Source organism: Niallia sp. FSL W8-0951 (assembly GCF_038006525.1).
GTDB classification, from domain to species: Bacteria; Bacillota; Bacilli; order Bacillales; family Cytobacillaceae; genus Niallia; species Niallia circulans.
In genome coordinates, this window is sequence record NZ_JBBOVK010000001.1 from 3,552,455 (window position 1) to 3,576,856 (window position 24,402).

Annotated in this window: 26 protein-coding genes and 2 other annotated features; of the genes, 5 read left to right on the top strand and 21 right to left on the bottom strand. The window is 38.1% G+C overall.

Annotated elements, in window-relative coordinates:
* Positions 1–190: 190 nt before the first annotated feature.
* The 3 genes from selD to NSS71_RS17355 all read left to right on the top strand — a co-directional run bounded on the left by selD (position 191) and on the right by NSS71_RS17355 (position 2,552).
* The gene (gene selD / locus NSS71_RS17345; protein WP_341151875.1) at positions 191–1,240 is read left to right on the top strand and encodes a selenide, water dikinase SelD; all 1,050 of its coding nucleotides are present in this window, start codon (positions 191–193) and stop codon (positions 1,238–1,240) included.
* Between the two features lie 18 nt (positions 1,241–1,258).
* The gene (gene mnmH / locus NSS71_RS17350) at positions 1,259–2,320 is read left to right on the top strand and encodes a tRNA 2-selenouridine(34) synthase MnmH (protein ID WP_341151876.1); all 1,062 of its coding nucleotides are present in this window, start codon (positions 1,259–1,261) and stop codon (positions 2,318–2,320) included.
* A gap of 82 nt (positions 2,321–2,402) precedes the next feature.
* Positions 2,403–2,552: a hypothetical protein gene (locus tag NSS71_RS17355; protein ID WP_341151877.1), complete on the top strand. Its 150-nt coding sequence runs from the start codon at positions 2,403–2,405 to the stop codon at positions 2,550–2,552.
* A 790-nt stretch (positions 2,553–3,342) separates the two neighbouring features.
* On the opposite strand, the gene galU is transcribed toward NSS71_RS17355, so the two are convergent.
* From galU to NSS71_RS17405, 10 genes are all read right to left on the bottom strand, one after another.
* On the bottom strand, positions 3,343–4,239 hold the full coding sequence (galU, locus tag NSS71_RS17360; RefSeq protein ID WP_047942642.1) for a UTP--glucose-1-phosphate uridylyltransferase GalU: 897 nt from the start codon (positions 4,237–4,239) through the stop codon (positions 3,343–3,345).
* A 342-nt stretch (positions 4,240–4,581) separates the two neighbouring features.
* On the bottom strand, positions 4,582–5,136 hold the full coding sequence (locus tag NSS71_RS17365; protein WP_047942644.1) for a YdhK family protein: 555 nt from the start codon (positions 5,134–5,136) through the stop codon (positions 4,582–4,584).
* A gap of 60 nt (positions 5,137–5,196) precedes the next feature.
* Positions 5,197–6,888, bottom strand: coding sequence for an ATP-binding protein (locus NSS71_RS17370; protein WP_061800808.1), 1,692 nt, complete (start codon positions 6,886–6,888; stop codon positions 5,197–5,199).
* A 140-nt stretch (positions 6,889–7,028) separates the two neighbouring features.
* Positions 7,029–9,059 (bottom strand): Na+/H+ antiporter, encoded by a 2,031-nt coding sequence (locus tag NSS71_RS17375; protein ID WP_061800809.1) that lies wholly within the window; start codon positions 9,057–9,059, stop codon positions 7,029–7,031.
* Positions 9,060–9,164: 105 nt separating this feature from the next.
* Positions 9,165–9,674, bottom strand: coding sequence for a DinB family protein (locus NSS71_RS17380; RefSeq protein ID WP_341151878.1), 510 nt, complete (start codon positions 9,672–9,674; stop codon positions 9,165–9,167).
* 12 nt (positions 9,675–9,686) lie between these two features.
* Positions 9,687–10,199 carry a GNAT family N-acetyltransferase gene (locus NSS71_RS17385; RefSeq protein WP_047942647.1) on the bottom strand — a complete coding sequence of 171 codons (513 nt, stop codon included), beginning with the start codon at positions 10,197–10,199 and terminating at the stop codon, positions 9,687–9,689.
* A 141-nt stretch (positions 10,200–10,340) separates the two neighbouring features.
* On the bottom strand, positions 10,341–10,697 hold the full coding sequence (locus NSS71_RS17390) for a GIY-YIG nuclease family protein (protein ID WP_047942650.1): 357 nt from the start codon (positions 10,695–10,697) through the stop codon (positions 10,341–10,343).
* A gap of 17 nt (positions 10,698–10,714) precedes the next feature.
* Positions 10,715–11,461: a DUF2087 domain-containing protein gene (locus NSS71_RS17395; RefSeq protein ID WP_061800811.1), complete on the bottom strand. Its 747-nt coding sequence runs from the start codon at positions 11,459–11,461 to the stop codon at positions 10,715–10,717.
* 435 nt (positions 11,462–11,896) lie between these two features.
* Positions 11,897–12,049 (bottom strand): hypothetical protein, encoded by a 153-nt coding sequence (locus tag NSS71_RS17400; RefSeq protein WP_156485467.1) that lies wholly within the window; start codon positions 12,047–12,049, stop codon positions 11,897–11,899.
* 2 nt (positions 12,050–12,051) lie between these two features.
* Positions 12,052–12,192, bottom strand: a complete 141-nt coding sequence (locus tag NSS71_RS17405; RefSeq protein WP_156485468.1) for a hypothetical protein — start codon at positions 12,190–12,192, stop codon at positions 12,052–12,054.
* Between the two features lie 89 nt (positions 12,193–12,281).
* On the opposite strand from NSS71_RS17405, the gene NSS71_RS17410 reads away from it, so the two are divergent.
* Positions 12,282–12,851: an HAD hydrolase-like protein gene (locus NSS71_RS17410; RefSeq protein WP_047942653.1), complete on the top strand. Its 570-nt coding sequence runs from the start codon at positions 12,282–12,284 to the stop codon at positions 12,849–12,851.
* 45 nt (positions 12,852–12,896) lie between these two features.
* Here the strand turns inward: NSS71_RS17410 and NSS71_RS17415 are convergent, their stop codons facing one another.
* From NSS71_RS17415 to NSS71_RS17460, 10 genes are all read right to left on the bottom strand, one after another.
* Positions 12,897–13,688 (bottom strand): metallophosphoesterase, encoded by a 792-nt coding sequence (locus tag NSS71_RS17415; RefSeq protein ID WP_445668944.1) that lies wholly within the window; start codon positions 13,686–13,688, stop codon positions 12,897–12,899.
* A gap of 17 nt (positions 13,689–13,705) precedes the next feature.
* The gene (locus NSS71_RS17420) at positions 13,706–14,449 is read right to left on the bottom strand and encodes a Yip1 family protein (RefSeq protein ID WP_047942655.1); all 744 of its coding nucleotides are present in this window, start codon (positions 14,447–14,449) and stop codon (positions 13,706–13,708) included.
* Between the two features lie 430 nt (positions 14,450–14,879).
* The gene (locus tag NSS71_RS17425) at positions 14,880–15,482 is read right to left on the bottom strand and encodes a response regulator transcription factor (RefSeq protein ID WP_047942657.1); all 603 of its coding nucleotides are present in this window, start codon (positions 15,480–15,482) and stop codon (positions 14,880–14,882) included.
* Complete coding sequence (locus NSS71_RS17430) at positions 15,479–16,612, bottom strand: sensor histidine kinase (protein ID WP_341151880.1); 1,134 nt, start codon at positions 16,610–16,612, stop codon at positions 15,479–15,481. Before NSS71_RS17430 ends, NSS71_RS17425 begins: the two co-directional genes overlap by 4 nt.
* A gap of 8 nt (positions 16,613–16,620) precedes the next feature.
* Positions 16,621–17,358 carry an ABC transporter permease gene (locus NSS71_RS17435; RefSeq protein WP_341151881.1) on the bottom strand — a complete coding sequence of 246 codons (738 nt, stop codon included), beginning with the start codon at positions 17,356–17,358 and terminating at the stop codon, positions 16,621–16,623.
* Complete coding sequence (locus NSS71_RS17440) at positions 17,333–18,262, bottom strand: ABC transporter ATP-binding protein (protein WP_061800813.1); 930 nt, start codon at positions 18,260–18,262, stop codon at positions 17,333–17,335. The genes NSS71_RS17435 and NSS71_RS17440 overlap by 26 nt, the downstream gene beginning before the upstream one ends.
* Positions 18,263–18,381: 119 nt before the next feature.
* Positions 18,382–18,867 carry a GNAT family N-acetyltransferase gene (locus NSS71_RS17445; RefSeq protein ID WP_047942662.1) on the bottom strand — a complete coding sequence of 162 codons (486 nt, stop codon included), beginning with the start codon at positions 18,865–18,867 and terminating at the stop codon, positions 18,382–18,384.
* Positions 18,864–19,238, bottom strand: a complete 375-nt coding sequence (locus NSS71_RS17450; protein ID WP_047942663.1) for a DUF2500 domain-containing protein — start codon at positions 19,236–19,238, stop codon at positions 18,864–18,866. Before NSS71_RS17450 ends, NSS71_RS17445 begins: the two co-directional genes overlap by 4 nt.
* A 202-nt stretch (positions 19,239–19,440) precedes the next feature.
* Positions 19,441–19,989 carry a DUF3231 family protein gene (locus NSS71_RS17455; protein ID WP_047942665.1) on the bottom strand — a complete coding sequence of 183 codons (549 nt, stop codon included), beginning with the start codon at positions 19,987–19,989 and terminating at the stop codon, positions 19,441–19,443.
* A gap of 233 nt (positions 19,990–20,222) precedes the next feature.
* On the bottom strand, positions 20,223–21,221 hold the full coding sequence (locus NSS71_RS17460) for a tryptophan--tRNA ligase (protein WP_047942666.1): 999 nt from the start codon (positions 21,219–21,221) through the stop codon (positions 20,223–20,225).
* A 136-nt stretch (positions 21,222–21,357) separates the two neighbouring features.
* Positions 21,358–21,605 (bottom strand) — a binding site (T-box leader).
* 167 nt (positions 21,606–21,772) lie between these two features.
* Positions 21,773–22,010 (top strand) — a binding site (T-box leader).
* A 55-nt stretch (positions 22,011–22,065) separates the two neighbouring features.
* Between NSS71_RS17460 and tyrS the strand changes: the two genes are divergently transcribed.
* A complete protein-coding gene (gene tyrS, locus NSS71_RS17465) occupies positions 22,066–23,313 on the top strand; it encodes a tyrosine--tRNA ligase (RefSeq protein ID WP_061800815.1) in 1,248 nt (415 codons plus the stop codon).
* A 45-nt stretch (positions 23,314–23,358) separates the two neighbouring features.
* Here the strand turns inward: tyrS and NSS71_RS17470 are convergent, their stop codons facing one another.
* On the bottom strand, positions 23,359–24,309 hold the full coding sequence (locus NSS71_RS17470; RefSeq protein ID WP_176474096.1) for an SDR family oxidoreductase: 951 nt from the start codon (positions 24,307–24,309) through the stop codon (positions 23,359–23,361).
* Positions 24,310–24,402 lie beyond the last annotated feature (93 nt).

A 24,402-nucleotide genomic window follows, 5' to 3' on the forward strand; every position in this document is an offset into this window, starting at 1 on the left:
CCTTCGATATATTAGATTAATTGCGTTTTAAATTATATCATATTTTAAAATTTAGGTACCCGAAAATGATTTAATCTCCTTTTTTTCCCATCCAATCTACTAAGCATGCAATGTCCTGCTAACTGCTTTATAATAGAGAAGAATACTTAATAAAAAATATTTAATTTACTAGAAAGAAGGTTGGTGTCATATGACACAGTCTTATTCCGTTAAACTTACATCTTTATCTTCCAAAGGAGGCTGCGGCTGCAAAATCGGTCCTGCTGACTTATCTGAAGTCATTCGTACATTACCACCAGCAGAGAAAAATCCAAATCTTCTTGTTGGCTTAGATACAAGCGATGATGCTGGCGTTTACAAGCTGACAGATGAATTAGCAATCGTGCAAACAGTCGATTTCTTTACGCCAATTGTGGATGATCCTTACTCGTTTGGACAAATTGCTGCAGCAAATGCCTTAAGTGATATTTATGCAATGGGTGGAAAACCGTTAACTGCCCTAAACATTGTGGCTTTCCCTATTTCTGTTTTAGAAAAAGAAATTTTGGCTGATATTATGCGAGGTGCTGGCGATAAAGTGAAAGAAGCTGGAGCTACCCTTGTCGGCGGACATTCCATTGATGATAAAGAACCAAAATTTGGTCTTGCTGTCACTGGAACCATCCATCCAGATAAAGTACGTACAAATGCCGGTGCTAAGCCTACTGACAAACTAATTTTAACCAAACCAATCGGTGTCGGTATTTTAACCACTTCGATTAAAAGGGGTCTATTAACAGCAGAAGAAATTGATCGTGTGACAAAAGTTATGGCTACACTGAATAAGAAGGCTGCTGAAGTGATGGAGTCTTATAATGTACATGCTTGTACAGATGTAACTGGATTTGGATTACTTGGACATGCTTCAGAGATGGCGAAAGGAAGCAATACAACCATCCATATTAACCGCGATCAAGTTCCTGTTCTTCCACGTGTAAAAGAATTAGCGGAACAAGGGGTAATTCCTGGCGGTACGAAAAATAACTTTGCCCACCTAGAAGGCGATGTTACTTTTGCTTCTAGATTAGATGAGCTTGATCAGTTAATTTTATGCGATGCGGTAACTTCTGGTGGACTGCTTATTTCTGTTGAAGGTGAACAAGCAGATGCATTGCTGCAAGAATTAGTTGATGCCGGTGTAGAAGCGGCGATTATTGGAGAAGTCAAAGAAGAGAGCCCTGGCCATATTTTTGTTGGGTAAGAGAAAGGCGGAGCTACCTTGTTTCAAGATATAACAATCGAACGATTATTTGAATTACGGGAGAAAAAAGAATTTTCTTTAGTAGATGTTCGCTCTCCTTCTGAATTTAACGAGCATACAATTCCTGGCAGTGTCAATATCCCTCTTTTTACAGATGAGGAAAGAGCAGAAGTTGGGACTCTTTATAAGCAGGTAAGTGTGGAAGCGGCAAAAGCTCGCGGCTTGGAAATCGTGTCTGCTAAACTGCCTGCTTTCATCCAGTCATTCCAAGAATTATCAAGGGATGTAGTGGTCTTTTGCTGGCGGGGCGGCATGCGCAGTAAAACAGCGGCAACCGTTATTGATTTAATGGGCGTGCATAGCTACCGCTTGCAAGGCGGTTTCCGGACGTACCGACAATGGGTTATCCACCAATTAGATACAATGGAAATGGCTCAGGAAGCAATTGTCTTAAACGGCTACACTGGTTCCAATAAAACTGTTATTTTACAGCATTTAAAACAAGAAGGACTTCCTGTATTGGACTTGGAAGGAATGGCCAATCACCGCGGCTCCATCTTCGGCCAAATTGGACTCAAGCCCCATAATCAGAAGACTTTCGACTCCTTGCTTGTCGGCGAAATCGAAAAGCTGCCTGCTTCTTCCTATTTTTTAATGGAAGGTGAAAGTAAGCGAATTGGCAAAGTACTGCTGCCTAACTTTCTTTTGAAAAAAAAGGAGGCTGGCCTTCAGCTATTTATTCATATGCCAATCGAGGAACGAGTTCAGCATATATTGACTGACTATTCTCCAGCCAATCATCATGATGAATGTGTAGAAGCATTCCAATTAATCAAGCGGCGCATCCACACACCCGCGGCTGCTAAAATTGAAGAATCTCTACAGACTAGAAACTATGCTGAAGCTGTTGAATTGCTGTTAACCTACTATTATGATCCGCTCTATGAAAGAACGGCTTTACAATATAAAGATGAGCAAACTATCGATTTATATGTGCAAAACACAGAGGATGCGATCATTAAAGTAAGGGAGTTTTGGCAAAAGAAGAGTCGGACTTCAGCGAAGAGCGAAGCGAACTAACTTTTGGAAATGGCTTTATTACTTGTTATTGAGGACAAGTGATAAAGCTTTTTTTTAGTTTGGAGGGTGTGATGCGTGTAGAATGTTAAATGAAGGAAGGGATTTTGCAGTGGTGATTGACTATGGAGTTGATTTGGGTGCCGTTTTTGTGATTATCCTTCTAATGATGGAGTCGATTCGGGCAGAAATTTGGAATTATTGGCTAGAAACACTGAGACAAGAGCAAAATTAAGGGAAGGGATTTTAGGATATCAGCCAAACTTGGGGCGTTATCAGCCAAACCTCAGATTTATCAGCCAAACCTCAGTACTTATCAGCCAAACTTCAGTATTTATCAGCCAAACTTCAGATTTTTCAGCCAAACTTCAGATTTATCAGCCAAACTTCAGATTTATCAGCCAAACTTCAGATTTTTCAGCCAAACTTCAGATTTATCAGCCAAACTTCAGATTTTTCAGCCAAACTTCAGATTTATCAGCCAAACTTCAGATTTATCAGCCAAACTTCAGATTTTTCAGCCAAACTTCAGATTTATCAGCCAAACTTCAGATTTATCAGCCAAACTTCAGATTTATCAGCCAAACTTCAGATTTATCAGCCAAACTTCAGATTTTTCAGCCAAACTTCAGATTTTTCAGCCAAACTTCAGATTTATCAGCCAAACTTCAGATTTATCAGCCAAACTTCAGATTTATCAGCCAAACTTCAGATTTATCAGCCAAACTTCAGTACTTATCAGCCAAACTTCAGTACTTATCAGCCAAACTTCAGTACTTATCAGCCAAACTTCAGATTTATCAGCCAAACTTCAGATTTATCAGCCAAACTTCAGATTTATCAGCCAAACTTCAGATTTATCAGCCAAACTTCAGATTTATCAGCCAAGCTTCAGATTTATCAGCCAAACTTCAGATTTATCAGCCAAACCACCAGCCACTAACTAATCCCCCCTCACTCCCACAAATTCCAAACAAAAACGCCTCTCACATGCAGTTGATCTACATCCAAAAGACGTTCTCTTATTACAATACTTTGATTTTATCTAGATCAGCTTTATCCAGTACTGCTTTCATATATTCAATAATTTCTTCTCGCATTTCATCTCGTCGTAAAGCAAATTCTAATGTTGTTTTAACGAATCCTAATGTTTCACCAACGTCATAACGATCTCCTTCGAAATCATAAGCAAAAACACGTTGAATTTGGTTTAATTGTTGGATGGCATCTGTTAATTGGATTTCTCCGCCTGCACCTGTTTGTTGATTTTCCAAGTACATGAAGATTTCTGGCGTTAACACATAGCGACCCATGATTGCTAGGTTAGAAGGTGCTGTTCCAGGAGCTGGTTTTTCAATGAAATTATTTACCTGGTATCTTCTTCCTTCGCTCTCACCTGGATCGACAATTCCGTAACGGTGTGTTTCATTTTCTGACACTGTTTGAACGCCAATAACAGAAGCATGTGTTTCTTCGTATTGGTCAATTAATTGTTTTAAGCATGGTGTATCGCTCTGCACGATATCGTCACCAAGTAAAACAGCAAATGGCTCATCGCCAATAAAGCTTTTTGCACACCATACAGCATGTCCTAAACCTTTTGGCTCTTTTTGTCTAATATAATGAATATCTGCAAGATTTGAAGAATATTGAACTTTCTCAAGCAACTCAAATTTCTCTTTATCACGAAGATTCTGTTCTAATTCATGTGCGTAATCGAAGTGATCTTCAATCGCTCTTTTTCCTTTACCGGTAACGATAATAATATCTTCAATACCAGAAGCAATTGCTTCCTCTACGATATATTGAATTGTAGGTTTATCGACAATTGGTAACATTTCTTTCGGCATCGCTTTCGTTGCAGGCAAAAATCTAGTACCTAGACCAGCGGCTGGAATGATCGCTTTTCTTACTTTTTTCAACTTATTTCCTCCTTTAAGCAATTCACTTTTGATTATACCATTTTTTTGTTACAAAGGAATTCAAATACGAATTTCTTCTTTGTAAATTATTAGTAAAAAACACAAGACTGTTCTTTATAAAATTATATTAAGTATTAATTCGTTCTTCATAACGCACAACCATTATATCACTTTAGCTTCTCTTTGAGAATAGTTGTTATGTATTTTTTAATAACTTATCACTTTTTACAATATTTTGTCAAATTATCCCTTAAATGCATTTATTACACCTTTAATATTCAGAAAACTTATTATTCTACCATACAAAAAAAGAGTTGTAATAACAACCCTTTTCTTCTAATATTATTCCGGATATACTTCTTCTTCGGTGACCCACTTGTGATTTGTTACCATATTGCCGCCTGTTGCCGGTTGATAATCTACCATATATACGGTTGTGTTCTCAGCGGAATCTATCGTCGCTTTTGCACCTTTCATCCCTTTCATATGATCTGCTTCTAAGGTAACCTCTGTCCCTTTTTCAAGCATTTCATTCCCAGCATCTTTTATTTCCTCTTGAATAACCCATTTATGATGCTTGACTGGTTTTCCACCTGTTGTCGGAGTGTAAGTCACTTCATACGCAATCGTGTTAAATGCATTTAATATCGTCGCTTCTGCTCCGTCCATTCCTTCCATGTGATCTGCCTTTAAGATGACTTGACTGCCTTCTTTATAAGTAGGATCTGATGCTGGCTCTAGGCCATCGGGAATATCTGAAGATCCCGTTTCTTTGTGTTCATGCTGGGTTTGCGTAGATAGATTTTCACTATCGCTATTTTTTTCACCAGATGAACAACCGTAAAATAGTAACAGTACGGCAAAAACCGCCGCCATGTAAAAATGCCTACTTTTCATTTCATTACCTCCTCTATTATTATGAATTCTTTCACTTTAGAGGTTATTTTAAACATACGTCTATTTATTAGCGAGAGGTAATTGAATCGTGAATGTGGTACCCATTCCATCTTCTGAGACATAATCTATTTTGCCCTTATGTTCTGCGATAATGTTATAGCAGATTACTAGCCCTAGCCCGGTTCCTTTTTCCTTTGTTGTGTAAAAAGGTTCCCCCAGCTTATTCTTTATTTCATCTGGTATTCCCTTCCCATTATCAGTAATAGTAACAACTACCCATTTTCCATCAAGCTTTGCTTCCATATTTATGATGCCGCCATTATCCATTGCTTCAATCGCATTTTTGACCAAATTGATAAAAACTTGTTTAATCTGATCTACATTGCATAATGTATTTAAATGATCTCCATATGTATCTAAATTAATGACAACATTATCTAAATTGGCTTGTGATTGCATTAAGGTGTAGACATCGAGAAGAATTTTTCCAATGTTTGTTTCTTTAATTTCTGATCTGGCTGGTTTTCCTAAAAACATTAGCTCGCTTGCAATTGTTTCGATTCGATTGATTTCAAGATCAAGGATTGGATAAATATCATCTAATTTCATCGCCCCTTGGTATGCCAGCTTTAAAAAACCTTTAATGGCCGTAAGAGGATTTCTAATTTCATGGGCAATACTTGCTGCTAGTTGTCCTGCTATTCCTAGTTTTTCATTTTTTATCTGCAGCTGCTGGTTCTCTTTTCTAACACTTATATCTCGTGCAATGATAATAACGGTGGAACTTAAATCTTCAAAAAGAAACGGATAAGCTAAAACTTCTACCTCTACCTTTTTTCCTTTTGAGGTAATCAACTGCATTTCATATGGAGTAGAAATTTCTTCTTTCCATATATTTCTAGATTTATCTAAATAGTTTTCTAGGAAATCTGGCTCCATAATCTCGTAAGCTGACTTTCCGACAAGATCTTCTGCATCTAATAACTTTGCAGCTGCTTTATTTACATACATAATAATATTGTTGGAAGTAATAAATACCGCGTCTAGCATGTCCTCTACTAGCCGGGAATAGTAGGTTTGTGCTAATTGTAGGTTGGCAATCGTCTCTTCATATTTACCATTTCGCACGGGGGATGGAGGTAAGATTTCTTTTTCATAAACACTGGATAAGGTAAATTCCGTATCTGTCATCACATATGGATGGTACTTTTTTAAGCTTATATAATTGCTTGCAGATAATTCCATCCCGTCATAGACACATACCGTATAATTATGATAATCCCTTATGTACTCATCTACTTTATCCTCGTATTGAAGTAATTTATCTATGTTACTTTTTTCACTTAAGAGTCTTGGTATTATTTTCCCCCAATAACGGATGGTAATTTCTTTATTGAAAAATAGGGTAGGATCAACCAAGTCTTTGCTTGCCTCCATTATATTCTCCAAACATAGTTCTCCGTTTTTAAAATAAACATCTTCACTATCAATAAAGTTTATTTTATCAATTAGCTTAGTATGTAATCCGTTCGCTTCCAACTTTTTTATTATTAGTGGCCATATTTTCTGCTGATCGACAAAAATTACTATTTGCTCCAAAAGCAGACCGGTTTTTAAGAAGGACGCCGCATTAGTTATGTATTTATCTTCGTCGTTCGTTAAGTATAAGACATGGGCACCACTTGTCATATCAGAGAGATTTGTAAGAGCAACCTCTGGATGAAACCTTGTCTGAGGAGTATATACAGCCATTAAAAACCCCCAACTTTCTTTATAAAGTTTAATATCCTTTTATTATAGCATGTAAATTTCCGACTATTTGGATGAATTTATTATTTTTTCAAAAATAGAGAGAGAGTTCCTCACTATGCAGGAAGGAACTCTCTCTCCGTCTATTCTTCATATTCATACAAGGTTACACTCTCAATATAATGAACAAATCTACGAAGTTCTTTCGTCTGTTCTCGATTTATTTCTCCTTTTTCATACATTTGCTGTATGGCTGCGCGTTGCTGATCCACGATGCCTAGACGTAATTCTTCTATTTGTTCCTGCAGCTTTTCATTAAATGATGCTGATGGTTGTTTTTCCCAGCGATCGACCATCCGTCGGTATTCTAAAATAACGGATTCTACTTGCTGTTTATGTTCCGCTGTCTCTTTCCATTGTTCTAAATAGGAAAGAGCAGATTTCATCGAATTTAATAGCACCTCTTTGCTGATACGAATTTGTTCTCTTCGATCACGTTTATTACCGCGGTGTTTCCGCACAAAGCGTTTCCAGCCTCTCATGGCCTTTCCAAACAGAAATCTCGTCCCAGTTTGCACATTGGTGCATAGTATTTCTTCGCGATAGTCCAATGATTTTTCAAAAATCGCAAACACTTCTTCTGAAATTTTTTCCTCTTTTACTAAATGGTGTACATAGTTACGTTCTTCTTTTAAGGCGCGCAACCTAATTTCAACCAAGGCTGAATATTTATTCTCTTCCTCTTCTGTTCTTGCCACTTGATAATTTAACTGCTGAATGCGTCGTTTATATTCATCAATTAGTTCATAAGCAGCTGCTGTATTTTCTTCATTCATTTCTAAATAAAGCTTATCAATAGTGGAAAGCATAAGCTTTTTCTTTGCTCTGATTACTAGTTCTTCATCATTTATTTCTGTCTCTCCACTATTTTTACTAAGGAATGGCAAAAATATCGTAGCTGCAAGTAAAGTGAACATGATAACACCTGCAGCTAGAAAGAGAATTAAGGAACGCTCCGGAAATCCTTGGCCAGTATGGATGACAAAGGGGATCGACAGTACCCCTGCCATTGTTACCGCCCCGCGGACTCCTGTCAGACTGACCAGTAAAGTATGCTTCATACTCGGCTTTTCGCTTTCTCTTGTCTTGTTCGCTTTATATTCATAAATGGAAAATAAATAGGACCAGAAAAAGCGAATGCCAAGAATAACAATCCCAATTAACATGACATATCCGATAATTAACCAATTACTTAAAGAAGGATCTTCCACTGTATCCACAATAGAAGATGGGATATTTAACCCGAGTAATAAGAAGACTATTCCATTAAGAATAAAGATAACGATAGACCAAATATTTTCCGTTAATACCTGTTCCTCCGCAAGCATCGTTTCTGTTCTTTCACTCACTAAGGAGTGAATAATTCCACCTACTACAACAGCAATCACCCCAGAAGCATGGAGCATTTCCTCAGCTATAATAAAAATTAGAAACGGTGTCAGCACCTGTAACAAAGAGTGGAATGTAACATCCTGGATTCCCTGTTTTCGTAAAATAAAACGGATTATGATAATAAGAAGACTTAAAACAAGTCCTGCTACAGCTCCAATGAAAAAGGTATACGTGAAATCAGTCAATGCCTCTGTAATCGAGAAGTATCCTGTGACAACAGCAGCAACCGCATAATTAAATGCCACTAGCCCTGAAGCATCATTAATCAGCGATTCTCCTCTTACAAGGTTGAGCACGCTTGCTGGAATATGAATACGTTTCGCAATCCCATTGACAGCTACTGGATCTGTCGGGGATAAAATTGCCGCTAAAGCAAAGGCCGCCGCAAGCGGGATACTGGGAATAAGCCAATGAACAAAATAACCGCCAACGATAGTCGTAAGCAATACTAAGATAATGGCATTCCCTAAAATAGAAGTACGCATCTTCCATAGCTCTTCTCTTGGAAAATGCCTGCCATCGTTATAGAGCAAAGGGGCAACAAACAAGAGCAAAAACCACTCTGCCTCTAATTCAAGCTCAAAATCGGAGAAGAGAAGTGCCATCACTACTCCAAATGCAATTTGCGTTAAGGCAGTTGGGATAGAGGGAAGATAATGACTGACAATATTCGAAATCAGTAAACAAAATAATAATAAAATGATTGTTATTAATAACTCCATCTTGTTGTCTCCTTGCAGATTCTTATGCTAGTTTTTCTCCTTTTTATGTAGATTATGTTGGAAAGAGATTAAAAAGAGATTCCCAACAGGAACCTCCCTTCATAATTAAACCATGTATCTTTCTTTAATCAGTTTCAAATGATGAAGCTCATGCCCGGCAATAATATAAGCAAGGGCCATGACAGTAAATTCTCCGTTATTAGCAAAACCCCTGTTTTCCCAAGCATCTTCTGGAAGGCCTTTCAACAAGCTTACCGTAGATTTGCGGACTGCCACTAATTCTTCTAATAGATCATCTATTGTTCTTGTCGAAAAATGGGCATTCTCCATATAGTCCTCATCATCATAACCGGCTAATTGCGTTTTATCTCCTCGAGCAATCCGCATTAAGCGATATGCCTGAATTCTCTCCGTATCGCTCATATGACCAACCACTTCGATGAATGACCACTTTCCATCTGCATAGCGAAAATCACGTCGGTCTTCGTTTTCCTTTATATAAGCAACTGTTTCTTCTATTTGAGCATTAATTAAAGCAATTATATCTCCCTCTGGAACTAAGCCTATATACTCCCGATAATGTTCTGGATAATCACTAATGGCTGGTCTTATCATGCTGACTCCCCCTTATTCTTCTACTGGAGATTTAGGTCCTGTTAATTCTAGCTGATAAAAGGCTAAATCTAACCATTTCTCAAATTTATAGCCTGCCTTTTTTATCGTGCCTGAATACGTAAATCCTAATTTCTCATGAATAAAGATACTTCCTTTATTCGTACTGTCAATTCCGGCAATAAGGGTTGCATACTCCTCTTCTTCCGCCCGCTCAATCAGAGCTTTTAATAAGTGTGTACCAATTCCTCTTTTTCTTGCTTCTTTATGAACATACACCGAATGCTCAATCGAATATTTATAAGCTGGCCATGCTCGAAATGGTCCATATGTTGCAAAACCAAGCACCTTCCCAGCCTCCTCGAAAACAAAAAGAGGATATCCGCCCTCCAGCTTCTGGTTATACCATGCTTTTCTGTCTTCTAAGGAATGGGCACGATAACCATATACGGCCGTTGTATGTAAAATGGCATCATTATATATTTCCAAAACCTCTTCTAAATCTGTTTCCTTCATCTCACGGATCATTGCCATATCCCCTTTTTTCTATAATTTGAAAAATTCCATCAAATTTTATAATCTTATTAAGTAAGATACCAATTAGGGACGAAAAATGAAAGTATTTTTTACTTTATCTAATGAAAAAAGATGTCCTATTAAAGACATCCCTTACTCTTTCCTGCTATTATAACCACTATCTCCAAACGGCTGTAATTTCTCCAGCCACTTTTCTTCCAACTTAGCCAGCTCTTCCTTTTCATTGTAATAAGGATCATCTTTCTTCGGCTTTAATACTTCTACTATCTCAAAGGAAAATGCTTCTTTGCCGTATTGCTTCCATTCATCCACCAATTTTTTATTTGCATATCCGCCATTTTCCAAGGAGAATTTCACGCCATTAATGGTTTTGAAATTTCTTGTACTAACGACACAGACTTTCCCATTCTTCTTATTAGTAATTGTATAAATACCGGCTTCGACCGGAATTTCTTTATATTGCATTTTCAGCTCTTTTTTTCGGTCCATTGTGATTCACCTTTCTTTTACTTTTTTAACCAGTAAAGACTTCCATCTGCTTTACGGTCAAGAAATCCGTATTCGATTAAATATCTTCTGATAAGAACATAGTCAGGGTAAATTGTTTTTAAATGCTGATTCAATTGCTTCTCCGTGTAGTTTTCTTGCCCTTCTAAATACTTCGCTATTTCCCGAAGAACCCCTAATTTCTGCTTTTGTTTGATCGGGAATTTACTTAATATACCATTGTTGAAATATTTTGCTGCTATTTTTCCCTGCTCTTCTTCCGTGATATTATATCTGTCGTCTACCATTGCAGCAGTAGGATGAACAGGGACAAAGCTTGGCGCATGATGGTCCTTTTCCTTCAGCAGCTCCATTATTGCCAGAAAATTTTTCGCCTGCCTTTCTTTTTCCTTAAGAGCAAAACGATGATGCCGAATGGTTGAAGCACTGCCGATTTCCAACTCTGCTTTCACTTCTTCATCCCTTTTTCCCTGATAAAACAGCTCCAGCAATTTTGTCTGATGCTCCGTTAACCCTGTCATCTTTTTATCTAAGCTTAGTAAAAAATGAAAAACTGATTGATGGACATCCTCGATATGACGCTTCATGTACTTTTCCGCTTCATATAATCTGCCGTCTTCCGGGTAGATAATCCCTTTCTCGATCTCCTCCCCACATAAAAGACAAAGATACGAATCTGAATTCTCAATATAACCCTTTTTTAATTCATCAATCGTTGCATTTTGAAAATAAGATGAAACATTCATTTATAAACACTCCATTAATTCGTTTGTTGTTTTACAAACAATTATCATTTACGTTAGTTAAATATTAAACCTACTTTGGGTAATCGTCAATAGTCTTAGGAGTTTTTTGTTGTTGAGTCTTTGGCGTGTTTTGAGGCTTTGGGGTTTCTTTCTTTTTCAGCTTCTATTGGAGTTAGGTTATGCAAGCTATTTTTCTTCTCTATTCTATTTTTTGGCTTTCATCTGTGCTCTGAACGCCTCTTTTTTCTTCCCAACTCTATTTTTTGGTTTTCATCAACGCTATGAACACCACTTGTCCCTTTCCAGCTCTCCTTTTTGGTTTTCATCAACGCTATGAACACCATCTTTCTCTTCCCTGCTCTCCTTTTTGGTTTTCATCAACGTTATGAACACCACCTTTCTCTTCCCTGCTCTCCTTTTTGGTTTTCATCTGCGCTATGAACACCACCTTTCTCTCCCCTGCTCTCCTTTTCGGTTTTCATCACCGTTATGAACACCATCTTTCTCTTCCCTGCTCTCCTTTTCGGTTTTCATCACCGTTATGAACACCTTTTTTTCTTCCCTGCTCTCCTTTTCGGTTTTCATCACCGTTATGAACACCTTTTTTCTCTTCCCTGCTCTCCTTTTCGGTTTTCATCACCGTTATGAACACCTTTTTCTCTTCCCTGCTCTCCTTTTTGGCTTTCATCTGCACTATGAACACCACCTTTCTCTTCCCAGCCCTCTTTCATCTTAGCTCTCTATCTAACAATCTCTGAATGGACATTCCCAAACAAGTGTACTACCATGAAAGAAACTGCTTTTATTGGAGGATATATGGATGAATATTCTTTGGGATTTTGATGGTACGTTGTTTGATACGTATCCTGCTTATACAAATATTATTTATAAGGTATTGGGTGAAAAGGTGGACAAGGCCGGTATTTATAAAGAGCTAAAAGTATCTTTTTCTCATGCGATGGAATATTTCAACATATCAGAGCAGCAGCGAAATGAGATTAAGCTTATGAATAAAGGAATTGCTGCGGATGAGGTGAAACCTTTTACAGGGGTAGAGGAGATTTTGAAAACTGCGGAAATAAATGTGATTATGACGCATAAAAGCTATGACGGTGTGGTAAATTTTCTTCGGCACTATGGGTGGGAGCGTTATTTTGCTGAAATAGTAACATTGGAGAATGGTTTTCCGCGGAAGCCTGCGGTTAATGCCTATCAATATTTGCACACGAAGTATTCCATTGACTTAGCTATTGGTGATAGAGAACTGGATTTAATTCCAGCTAAGGAATTAGGGATACAAACTTGTATATTTCAAAATCAATGTGAATTTGCTGACTTTCATCTATCAGACTTTGCTGATTTTTTCAAAGTATACCCGATGAAAGCGTAACTATTAAGATAATAAAGAGCATCCCCTTACATCTCGGAATGCTCTTTACTCTTTTTCCAACACTACTTCGATAATTTCAGGACGATTAAAAATTCGCTGGGGAATGATGCTATTTCCTAAGCCTCTATTCACAATCATTGCTGTGTCTGCTTTTTTATACATACCAGCTGTATATTCTGGCATGAAGCCTTGATCTGGAGCGACAATTCCACCGATAAAGGGCAATCTTACTTGACCACCATGTGCATGTCCTGTTAAAGCTAAATCTATTTTTTCATAGAGAGAAAAAAGCTCTGGCCGATGGGACAACAGCAAATTGAAATGTTCTTCATCCTTCAGGCCACCTAGTATTTCAGCTAGATTATCCTCTCCAGATAAAAAGGTTGGATCATCTACACCGATAATATTAATCGTTTCTCCTCCAACCTTTACAAGTGTCTGTTCATTTCTTAACACAAACACGCCTGCATGTTTTAATTTCGCTTCTAATGACGGAAATTCCCCTGACCAGTATTCATGATTGCCTGTTACATAATACGTTGGCGCAAGCTGGACAAGTCTTTCCATTAATGTCATACTTTTTTGTTCATCGTATTTTTTTGAATCCACAAGGTCTCCAGTGAAAACGATCAGGTCTGGGTTTAGCTTTTTTACTTGCTGTATTAAACGCTGTTGCTCTTTTCCAAATTGCTTACTATGTAGGTCCGATAACTGCATTATTTTTATCGGCTTTGTTATTTTGAGAGACGAGAGAGTAAAGCTCGAGGTCGATAAATGATTATTCTGGTAGTATGAAAAAAATATACAGATGCCTATTAAACTAGCAAGAAGCAACATTCTTTTTCTCACTATATTCACTCTTTCTCCCAGTTCACCTCAAAACCGCCTTGTAATCCATCTCCGGTCACAATAAGCTTATAGGTTTCTGTTTTTTTTGCATCAAAGGTTAAAACTTTTTTCTCTTCATTACTTAAGCCAATTCTTCGATTTTTTTCATCTATTAAATAATACCCGAAGCCACCGCCATTGCGATTGGTAAAATCAATGTGAATGGTAACCCTTTCCCCTTTTTTCGCTTTAATCGGGACTTCATCCTCCCCGTTAAAATAAGCAAAATAAGCTTCGTAGGACTGTTCGCCTCTTACTGTATTCCATTCTTTTTTCACCGTGAAGTCTGGGATTGTTAACAAAAGAAAGAGAATAGGTGTACAGGCAAATATCCACTTAAACCAACTTACTTTAGCAGCTATTTTAATCCCTATATAGAATAAAATCGCGCTAAAACCAGAAACGATAGCAAGGACAGGTAGAACATTCCACATAATCGGCAAAAAAAGACATACTCCCACCACAATATATAATAGTAATTCTAGCTTTGGAAAATAGTTAGATATCCAATCTATTACGATCGAAATAAGAATTCCGAAACCAAAAAAGCCTATCCAAAAGTATGGATTTTCAATTTCATGTGAAAATAAATATAAATCGAAACTTGATAGAAAAATATAAGAAAAAAAGAGTGTTGCCGCAAAACCAGCTCCTGCTAGTTTTATAAAGGCATATTCCATTCCCCTTCTAAAGTTCTGACTATCTACCATATTTGTTCCTCCTAAAGGATAGTTACTAATATTCTATCAAAATAAGAAAATAAATTGTTAAATTTTTGGAAAATAGGCATAAGTTAAGGAAAATTTCCATCAGTCGGTTTGCTTGAGGTGGGTTATCCTAGCTGTTAAGCATACGATAAAATCAATTATTGATTTTATATGCTTTTATCAAAAAGAAGATTCTTATTCTTTTCCGTCTCAAATAATTACGAGTGGATATCCTTATCTTATATATTTTTCAGGCAGCAACATATTGCTGTTTACTTATTTTCTATTTTGACAAACCAGCCCGTTCTCTTTAACTATCCTATTGGGATGGAGCTTATGGTATTCGAAAATTGATCATGCTGTTGTCTCACTGTGGGGGCATTTAGCTTTTATAAGATGCGAGGAATAAGAATTCGTGAGAAGGAGGGCTATATTATAACCAACCATTCCGCTTCGCCTCGGCAATGGCCTCCATTCGATTTTTTGCCCCTAATTTGCTGATTGCTTCTGAGATATAATTGCGAATCGTTCCAGAAGATAAATAAAGCATTGCCGCAAGCTCCTTTACTGATTTTCCTTCTTCAATCAGTACTAATATTTCTCTTTCGCGCTTTGACAATGGATTTTCTTTTCCAATGCTGCCAAAAATCAGTTCAGAGGCGAACTCTCTTTTTCCGTCCATGATTTTGCGAATAGCTTCTGCTAATTCCTCGCTGGGACCATCCTTTAATAAATAGCCATGAACATTGGCATTTAGTGCTCTTTCAAAATATCCTGGTCGCGCAAATGTCGTTAAAATAATCACTTTACAAGAAGATTTCTGCCTCTGTAATTCCTCTGCCACGTCTAGACCGCTTTTAATAGGCATTTCAATATCTAATAAACAGACGTCTGGATTATATTTTTTTATTAGCTCTAAGGCCTGTTCGCCATTTTCCGCTTGTCCCACGACCTCCATATCCTCTTCAAAATTAAGCAACGTTCCTAATGCTCCTCTTAGCATGCGCTGGTCTTCAGAGATGATAATTCGTATCACAATATCTCCTCCTCTCTTCTTTCCTTTCGAATAATGGGAACAATGATGTGCAGAGTGGTTCCCGAATTAGCCGTCATACTCCATTTTCCGTCAACCAATTCCAGTCTTTCACGCATTCCCTTTAATCCATTCCCTTGCGTTTCATCTCCCTTCACGCCTTTCCCATTATCCTGCACGATAAGCTCTATCTCGCCTATACGTTGTTGAATCGATACTTTACTGATGGTTGCCGCACTGTGCCTGATTATATTTGTTACTGCTTCTTTTAAGCAGAGACTAATAATATTCTGGGTTAAAAGCGGGACCTCTCCATCTTCTAGTTCGATTGCTAGTTCACTTTCTATCTCTGCTGTCTGTAAAGCTGTCTGTATCTCTACTATTGCTTCACGAATGGTTATGGCGCGCATATCAGACACAAGCTCACGAACTTGCTTTAACGCTGATCGTGATATGCTTTCCATTTCCTTTGCCTCTTGTATGGCACTATCTGGTTGAGCTGGCACCATTTTTGCGATAAGCTGGCTTTTTAATGTCAGCAGGGATAAAGTGTGGCCGAGCGTATCATGCAAATCTCGAGCAATTCTCATTCGTTCTTCTCTTTTAACAAGATGGCTAATTTGCTCATTCGCTATATCTAATTGTCTTTCTAAATCCATCCGTCGGTTCATCGAGCGGATTCCAAAAGGAGAAATCAGCATAATGATAAAGAACGGCACTAAGAAAAAGAGAGACTGAGGATTGATACCATTCCAACTAAAGATAATTGGAATAACCAAGGAAATGGCGAAAAGGCTGTAAAAGTAATAGAAGTACTTTTTGCCTGAGTAATATCCGATAAAGTTAGCAGGAAAATACCCCATAAATAATAGATTAGGATCATAGAAGATACTAAAAAACATGACTATCAAGATTTGCACAACCAGCCAATAATTAAATATACTCTCTTCCATATGACAGTATAATTGTCGATAAGCCAGGAGGAAAACAAGTACAAGCAGGATACCAATCAATTGCTTTATCCCATTCTCCTGCATTACCTGAATAATCGGAAGTAATACGTATACTAAAAAGATATAAGGAAAAAAGCCATATCTTTTCGGAAAAAGCTCAAATTTCTTCTTGGTATCCATTTTGGACTTTACACCGCCTCTCGTTTTTTTCCAATATAAATTGATAATAACATAAATAGGAGAAGATACCCGGTAATCATCAGATAATTGAGAAAGGATGGATATTGATCTCTAATAATCTCCCACGCTCCATTAGCAAAATGATAGGAAGGAACCCATTTCGCCACTTGCTGCATAAAGGATGGAAACACATCAATCGGCATCCACATTCCTCCTGTTATTGCCATAGACATATATAATAGATTGCTAATTCCTGAAGCTGTTTCTACTTTTTTGATATTACCGACGATCGTTCCAAGCGCTAGAAACGGGAGGGATCCGAAGAGAATCCAGATTCCGCAAAGCACCCACTGAGAAAAAGAAAGATGAACCCCATTAATAAGGACTCCAGCCGTAAATATCACCATGATGGAAAATAAATGGATAACAGTTTGTGCCACCATCTTGGCTCCAAAGTAAGCAAATTGGGAAAGGGGCGTAATATGCAGGAAAATGGTCCACCCTTCTGCTTTTTCCTCCACAATTTTGATTCCTAACGTCATAATACTAGACCCCATAATGCTAAATGTTGTCATCGACATTAAATAATGTACATTCCATAACGCCTCATCATCTCGTGGCGCCGTGAAAATATTGGTAAATAAAAAATAAAAAAGGACGGGAATAAGTAAGGACCAAAAGATATAATATTTATTCCGAAGCGTTCGGACGATTTCCGCTTTACTTTGCATCCAAAAAGATTTCATTCTCATTAACCCCCTTCGTATCTTCCATTAACTGCGAGAAAACCTCTTCTAACCGACCAAGCTTTACTTCTATATGCTGAATATCCAACTGTCTATCGAAAAGTTCTTGTAAAAGCTGATCCGAATTTGTAGCAGTCAGCATTACTTTCTCCTTCTCTTTCTGCACATCCACAACATATGGCAATTCTCGGTAGAATTTTAAACTATAAGGAGATTTCTCCTGAAACATTACCCTTGGTTTTGTAAGTTTTTCCTTCAATTGTGCTGGTGTACCGTCGCCTACTACCTCCCCCTTATTAATCATAATAATTCTTTCCGCTACTTCATCTGCTTCTTGTAAGTAATGGGTTGTAAAAAGGATTGTCTTTCCTTGTCTATTCAATTCTTTGATTTTTTGCCAAAACTGTTCTCTTGACGTTACGTCCATGCCCACGGTTGGTTCATCTAAAAACAACAAATCAGGATTTCCTGCCAGTGCCAACGCAAAATTCAAGCGTCGTTTCTGCCCGCCAGAAAGCTTTTCCGTCCGTTGATTCCAAGCTTCTTCTTGAAGCCCTGTTAGTTCCAACAGAGTTGATAACGCTAGCGGACTTTGATAATAGCTTTGAACTAATTGGATTAGCTCCTTTACCTTCAAGCTGTCCATCACACTAACTTCCTGCAGCATCCCACCTACCTTTTCTAATACTTCCTTTTGTCTAGGATTCTTGTGAAAAAGAGAGATAGTCCCTCGGGTAGGTTTAATTAATCCAAGCATCATCCGCATCGCTGTCGTTTTCCCTGCGCCATTCGCTCCTAAGATTGCCACCATTTCTCCACGTTTTATTGAAAAGGAAATATCATGAACTGCCTTCTTTCCCTGAAACTCTTTCGTTACGTGCCTTAACTCTACAATTGTTTCCAACTACTCCACCTCCAAGCTATTATCCTTAGTATAGCGAGCAAATAAGAGGCGGTTTAGTCGCAGATGTCAGGAATTTAAGATGACAAATGTCATTTTTTTATAAAAAAATGCTCTGGTTACTAACCAGAACACGGTTTGTTTCCTTCTTCTCTTGTCATTACGAAAAACTCTACATCATTTGCATTCTTAAAAGCAGAAACTTTACGAAAGCCAAATTTTTCATATAAGGCGTTAGCTCGTTTATTAAAGGCTGCAACCGTTAAGCGCAGCGGCTGATTAGTTTCTATGGAATCGATAATAAATTGCATAAAGCCCATGCCCCGTCCCTGTCCTGTTAAGTCAGGACGCATACCAAGACCGATATCGAGGTATCCTTCTGGATATGCTTGAAACAGATATCCAATTGGAACCTGAGCAACAAAGCCTGTACAATAGAATCCGACTAGATTCCCCTCCTGTTCAATCGCATAATAAAGGTTTTCTGCAAACTCTTGTAACGATTCTTCTGTTACTTCTCCATTATATAAATCATAGGGGACGGGATAGGTCCAGCTAAGGATTTCCCTGGCCGCCTCTTCTGTCATCTTTTGGATAGTGTAATTCATCCGCTATTTTCCCCTGTCCTTTTATTTCGCGTGAATCCTAAATATCTTGTGCCTTGAAATTGCAGTTCCCCGCTGTCCCCTTCAGCCAGCATGCCATATTCTTCGTCTTTCAGTTGAAATTCGGTACGATTTCCATTCGTAAATTCAAATGTGGCAAAATAGTGATTATATGCACGAGTATTTCCTCCGCCGTGAATACTTGTTCGTTTGCCTACTACCTTCGCAGCAGAAGTAAGATGTGGCTGCCGATTATTTTCCCCCCACTGAAAGATACCCTTTAAAACATTAAATAAAATAATAGCAAATACAAGAAAAATAAAGAGACGTGCAACTGTAAACATAATATCCCCACCAAGCAAAAATTCTTCCATAGACCAATCTCCTTTTATGAAAAGATTATTTTCTTTTGTTCCAATAGCACTATTACGCATGTATATGGGAAAAGGTTTCAAAAGGTAGTCATCATTTTCCTAAAAGGTTGTGCTTTCTTCAACAAAAAAATCTAGCGCTACGCCGCACTAGACTTTTTTATTAATATACTCGAACAGTTTATTTTTTATATTTATTTTTGAATTACTGCTGTGGTGCACCTGGAGGATAGAAGCTCGGCGGCATCTTAATCCATCCATGTTCCCTCATTCTCGTTTTTAACTCCATCCCATAAATGCTTTTCTCCGTATGGAAACGAATCCACATTAATCCGACATCACTGCGCACACTTTGCGTAATATTAGTGGAGCACATAACAATATTGCTTGTTACTTTTGCCGCCAGTAAATTGGCTATCTCCATATCGGTAGATTTCGCTCCTAAAGGCACGGCATTCGGATCGGACTTAGGCTTTGACTCAGCAGAACTTGAGAGGGGAACGCCTTCCTTAATCATAAACTTCTCTAATGTTTTGCGCTGTTCTGTTGCTAATTCTTTTGCTTCATGAAGCAATTTGATTAAAACATTATCTGTCGTTGTATTAAGTGCCATCTCAAGTACAGGAATTTCATCCGCAATTGCAGCATGATATGTCCAGCAGCCCATCGCCTCTCCAATATGAAGCAAAGGTTTCGGTTCTGAATCAAATCTTGTCTTAATATAGTCAAGAAGCGCTTCCATCTTATGTGCCATTACTACACCTCTTAGTGTTTTTTACCTATAATGTTTACAATTAGATGGCAGTTTATTCAAAATAAAGAAAAGGGAGATGAAAAGTGAAAAGAATCTCCTTTTTTCACAAATGAGCGACCATTTAAGTTCACAGTAAAACTTATTGATACTTTTGTTTGCGACTCTGGCTCTTATACTTGCTCCTCTCCTCACTTTGCTTGCGGCTCTCCACCCTTTTACTTGCCGCTCTCCACTCAGCGCAGCACGCCGATCTGCTTTCTTACTTCCTGTAAAAATGGCAATGTTCGTGCTCTCGCTTTTTCTGCTCCATTTTGGAGAATGAGATCTATTTTTTCCGGATTTGCCATTAACTCCTGATATTTCTTTCTTGGTTCTTCTAAGAATCGATTCATCACAGCAAATAATTCTTTTTTCACTTCACCCCATCCGATTCCGCTTTCGTACTTTTTGTGCATCTGTGCTATTTCTTCGACACTAGCAAATTCCTTATACAGCGTGAATAGAATAGACGATTCTGTATCTTTCGGCGCTTCTGGCGGAAGCGAGTCTGTTTTGATTTTATTAATCAGCTTTTGTAGCTTTGCCGGTTCTTCAAAAAGCGGAATTGTGTTATGGTAGCTTTTGCTCATTTTTCGACCGTCTAGGCCAGGCAAGATGCTTGTTTCTTCATCTACGATATATTCTGGTAGTACAAATGTCTCTCCATATTGGTGATTAAAGCTTTCCGCAATATCGCGGGCAATTTCCACATGTTGTATTTGATCTTTTCCGACTGGTACCATATTTGCTTGAAATGCAAGAATATCAGCTGCCATCAAGATTGGGTACGTAAATAATCCCATATTTACCCCATTATCTACCTCTTTCCCTGCTTGTTTATTGCTATCAACTATTCCTTTATAAGCATGTGCTCGGTTCATCAATCCCTTTGGCGAAAAGCAAGCTAATATCCAATTCAGTTCAAAAATTTCGGGCACATTCGATTGACGATAAAAGATTGTTTTTTCTGGATCCAATCCAAGTGCTAACCATGTTGCTGCTACTCCATATGTTAATGTTCGAAATTCTTCCCGATCGTGAATTTTTGTTAAACCATGATAATCTGCAATAAAATAAGCAGCTTGATAATCGCTATTTTCTGCTAGCTTCAAAGCCGGTTTAATTGCTCCTATATAGTTCCCTAAATGAATCTGCCCAGTTGGCTTAATACCCGTTAAGACAATTTGCTCCATTTGATAATCCTCCCTTTTCTATAAGCGAAACCTCCGTCAGCGGGACTTCTTCCTCCTGCTGATGAGGTAGTTGAACCATTCGAAACTTTACGGACGGTAAGCATCGGACAAAACACAAAAAGGGCTACTCATCCTAAAAAAGGACGAGTAACCCGTGGTGCCACCTTCATTCGTTTATATCCGATAAACGCACTTATCCGTACAGAAACATAGCCGTTTCTTATACTTTGTCTTTTTTAACGGTAAGACGTTTCCGCGCAGCCTACTATTGGTTCAGCCTTGAAGCTCCGAAGCCCATTCAACAATCAATCCGTACTGATTCGCACCAACCATCAGCTCTCTTAAACCTTTCAACTGCCTACTCTTCTTCCTCATCGCTCATTAATATTACATATATAGTAAAATATACTTTTCAAAAGGTCAAGGGATCTAAAATGAAAAATTTTTTAAACACAAAATCAACATAACCTCTTGTATTTGCAAATTTTATCTGTTAGTATCTTTATCAAGTTAGCGCTAACTTCAAATTTTACTAAATATATCTCTTAAATATACATGCTTTGATTGGAATGAGTAGTGCCTATTTCCCTGTTTTTAGAGAGTCAATGGCCGGTGCAAATTGACACAAAAATAGACGCGAATTACCTCCAGGAGCATTCTTTGTGAAAGAATTTGATTCGATTAGCAAAGAACGGATGAGCCGTTACCCATAATGAGTGGAAGAGTATAATTAATTATATTCTTCAATTAGGGTGGTACCACGTGCTTACAAGCAACCACGTCCCTTTTTTAGGGGCGTGGTTTTTTGTTTATTAATCATTCATTTAACGAAAGGAGAAAAAAGATGAGTCCATTTATTGAACAGTTAACGAGCGACCAAGAAAAAGAAATGAAGAGGCAGCTAGATATCTATCGCCAAGGCGTACAAGACATCATTCCAACAGAAGAACTCGCAGAAAAAATTGCAAAATCCCTTGTGACCAATACGCCGCTAAAAGTAAAGCTTGGTCTTGACCCATCTGCGCCAGATGTTCACCTTGGCCATACTGTTGTACTGAATAAATTGCGCCAATTTCAAGAAAATGGGCATACCATTCAATTGATTATCGGAGATTTCACTGGGAAAATCGGTGATCCAACTGGAAAATCTTCTGCTAGAAAACAACTGACAGATGAAGAAGTGAAGGAGAATGCAAAAACTTATTTTGAGCAATTCGGAAAAGTATTAGACATGGAAAAGGTTGAGCTTCATTACAACTCTAAATGGCTCTCTTCCCTTTCTTTCGAAGATGTTATAGGACTTGCTGGAAAAATAACTGTTGCCCGCTTACTAGAACGAGATGATTTTGAAGAGCGATTAGCATACGGAAAATCAATTTCCTTGCATGAGTTTTTTTATCCATTAATGCAAGGGTATGATTCTGTTATGTTAGAGGCAGATATTGAGCTTGGTGGAACAGATCAGCATTTTAACATTCTCATGGGCCGCCACTACCAAGAGAAGTTTGGAAAAGAAAAGCAGATTGCTATATTAATGCCTCTTTTAGAGGGGTTAGACGGGGTTGAAAAAATGTCTAAGTCAAAGCATAACTACATTGGCATTGATGAGAATCCCAATGATATGTACGGCAAAGCGATGTCCATCCCTGATCCACTAATGAGCAAATACTTTGAGCTTATTACTGATCTTGAGCCTGCTGAAATCACGCAAATAAAAAAAGAATTGCATACAGGATCTCTTCATCCTCGGGATGCTAAAATGCTGCTTGCAAGAACAATCGTCCGGATGTACCATGGCAAAGAAGCAGCCGAAAAGGCAGAACAGCAATTTATTACAATTTTTCAAAAAGGCTCCTTACCAGAGGATATTCCAACCGTTAAGTGGACTGGAAAAAATCCTGAATCGCTTGTTCAGCTATTAGTAGACTTACATCTATTAACCTCGAAAAGTGAAGCAAGACGGATGATACAAAACGGTGGTATACGCATCAATGGAGAGAAAGTCGAAGAAATGGACCTTGAAGTTTCAATCAATAAGGAATTGATTATTCAAGTAGGGAAAAGAAAGTTTGTAAAACTGTTTAGCGAATAAAATAAAAATGGGCTAGCTGCTAGCCCATTTTTCTATTCTCTCACTTTAGGAGCTTACTACTTCGCCTCCATTTACGTGCAGAACTTGCCCTGTTACAAATCGAGAATCATCAGAAGCTAAATATACAAAGGTCGGTGCTAATTCAAATGGTTGGGCCGCTCTTTGCATTGGATTCTCTGAACCAAAGATAGCTACTTGATCAGAGGAGAAGCTTGCCGGAATTAATGGTGTCCAAATTCGCCCTGGCGCTACTGCATTTACTCGAATGCCGTCTTTGACAACACTTCTGGCAAGAGCACGAGTGAAACCTACATTTGCTGCTTTTGTGGCAACATAGTCAATTAACAGAGGTTCCCCAGCATATGCAACAACGGAAGCAGTGTTAATAATGCTGCTGCCTGGCTTTAAATGTGGAAGAGCTGCTCTTGTCGTATAAAAATGCGAATAAATATTAACCTTAAAAGTATTATCAAATTGTTCATCCGTAATATCTGTTAATCTTGTCTGTTGAAATTGAATGCCGACATGGTTACAAAGGATATCTAATTCTCCGAATACCTTAACTGTTTTCTCCACAATATCTATACACTGTTTTTTCTTGCGCAAGTCTCCTGGTAATAACAGACATTGCTGCCCTAACTCCTCAATTCTTTTTTTCGTACGATTCGCATCCTCATGCTCATCTAAATAGGCTATTGCTACATCTGCCCCTTCCTTTGCAAAGGCAATTGCAACGGCCGCACCAATACCACTATCTCCTCCTGTTATGAGAGCCACTTTCCCTTTCAGCTTTCCACTTCCTATGTAGTGGTCATTTTCAATAATTGGCTTTGGCACCATATAACTTTCAAGTCCTGGCTGACGAAGCTGTCTATTTTCTGGAAAATTAATCGGTATTTCCTCATACTTCGTGATTCTTCCGTAGTTCGGATAAAGCGGATATGGTTCTGTCTGTTTATTGGCAGTAAAAAGGTCTTGGACTTCCTTTAATTCCATAAGCTTATCTGATTGATGATTTCTTTTTTCTACTAATTCATAAAATGTTTCTGGCACTTGATACATCGGATCTCTCGGATCATTTACATAAAT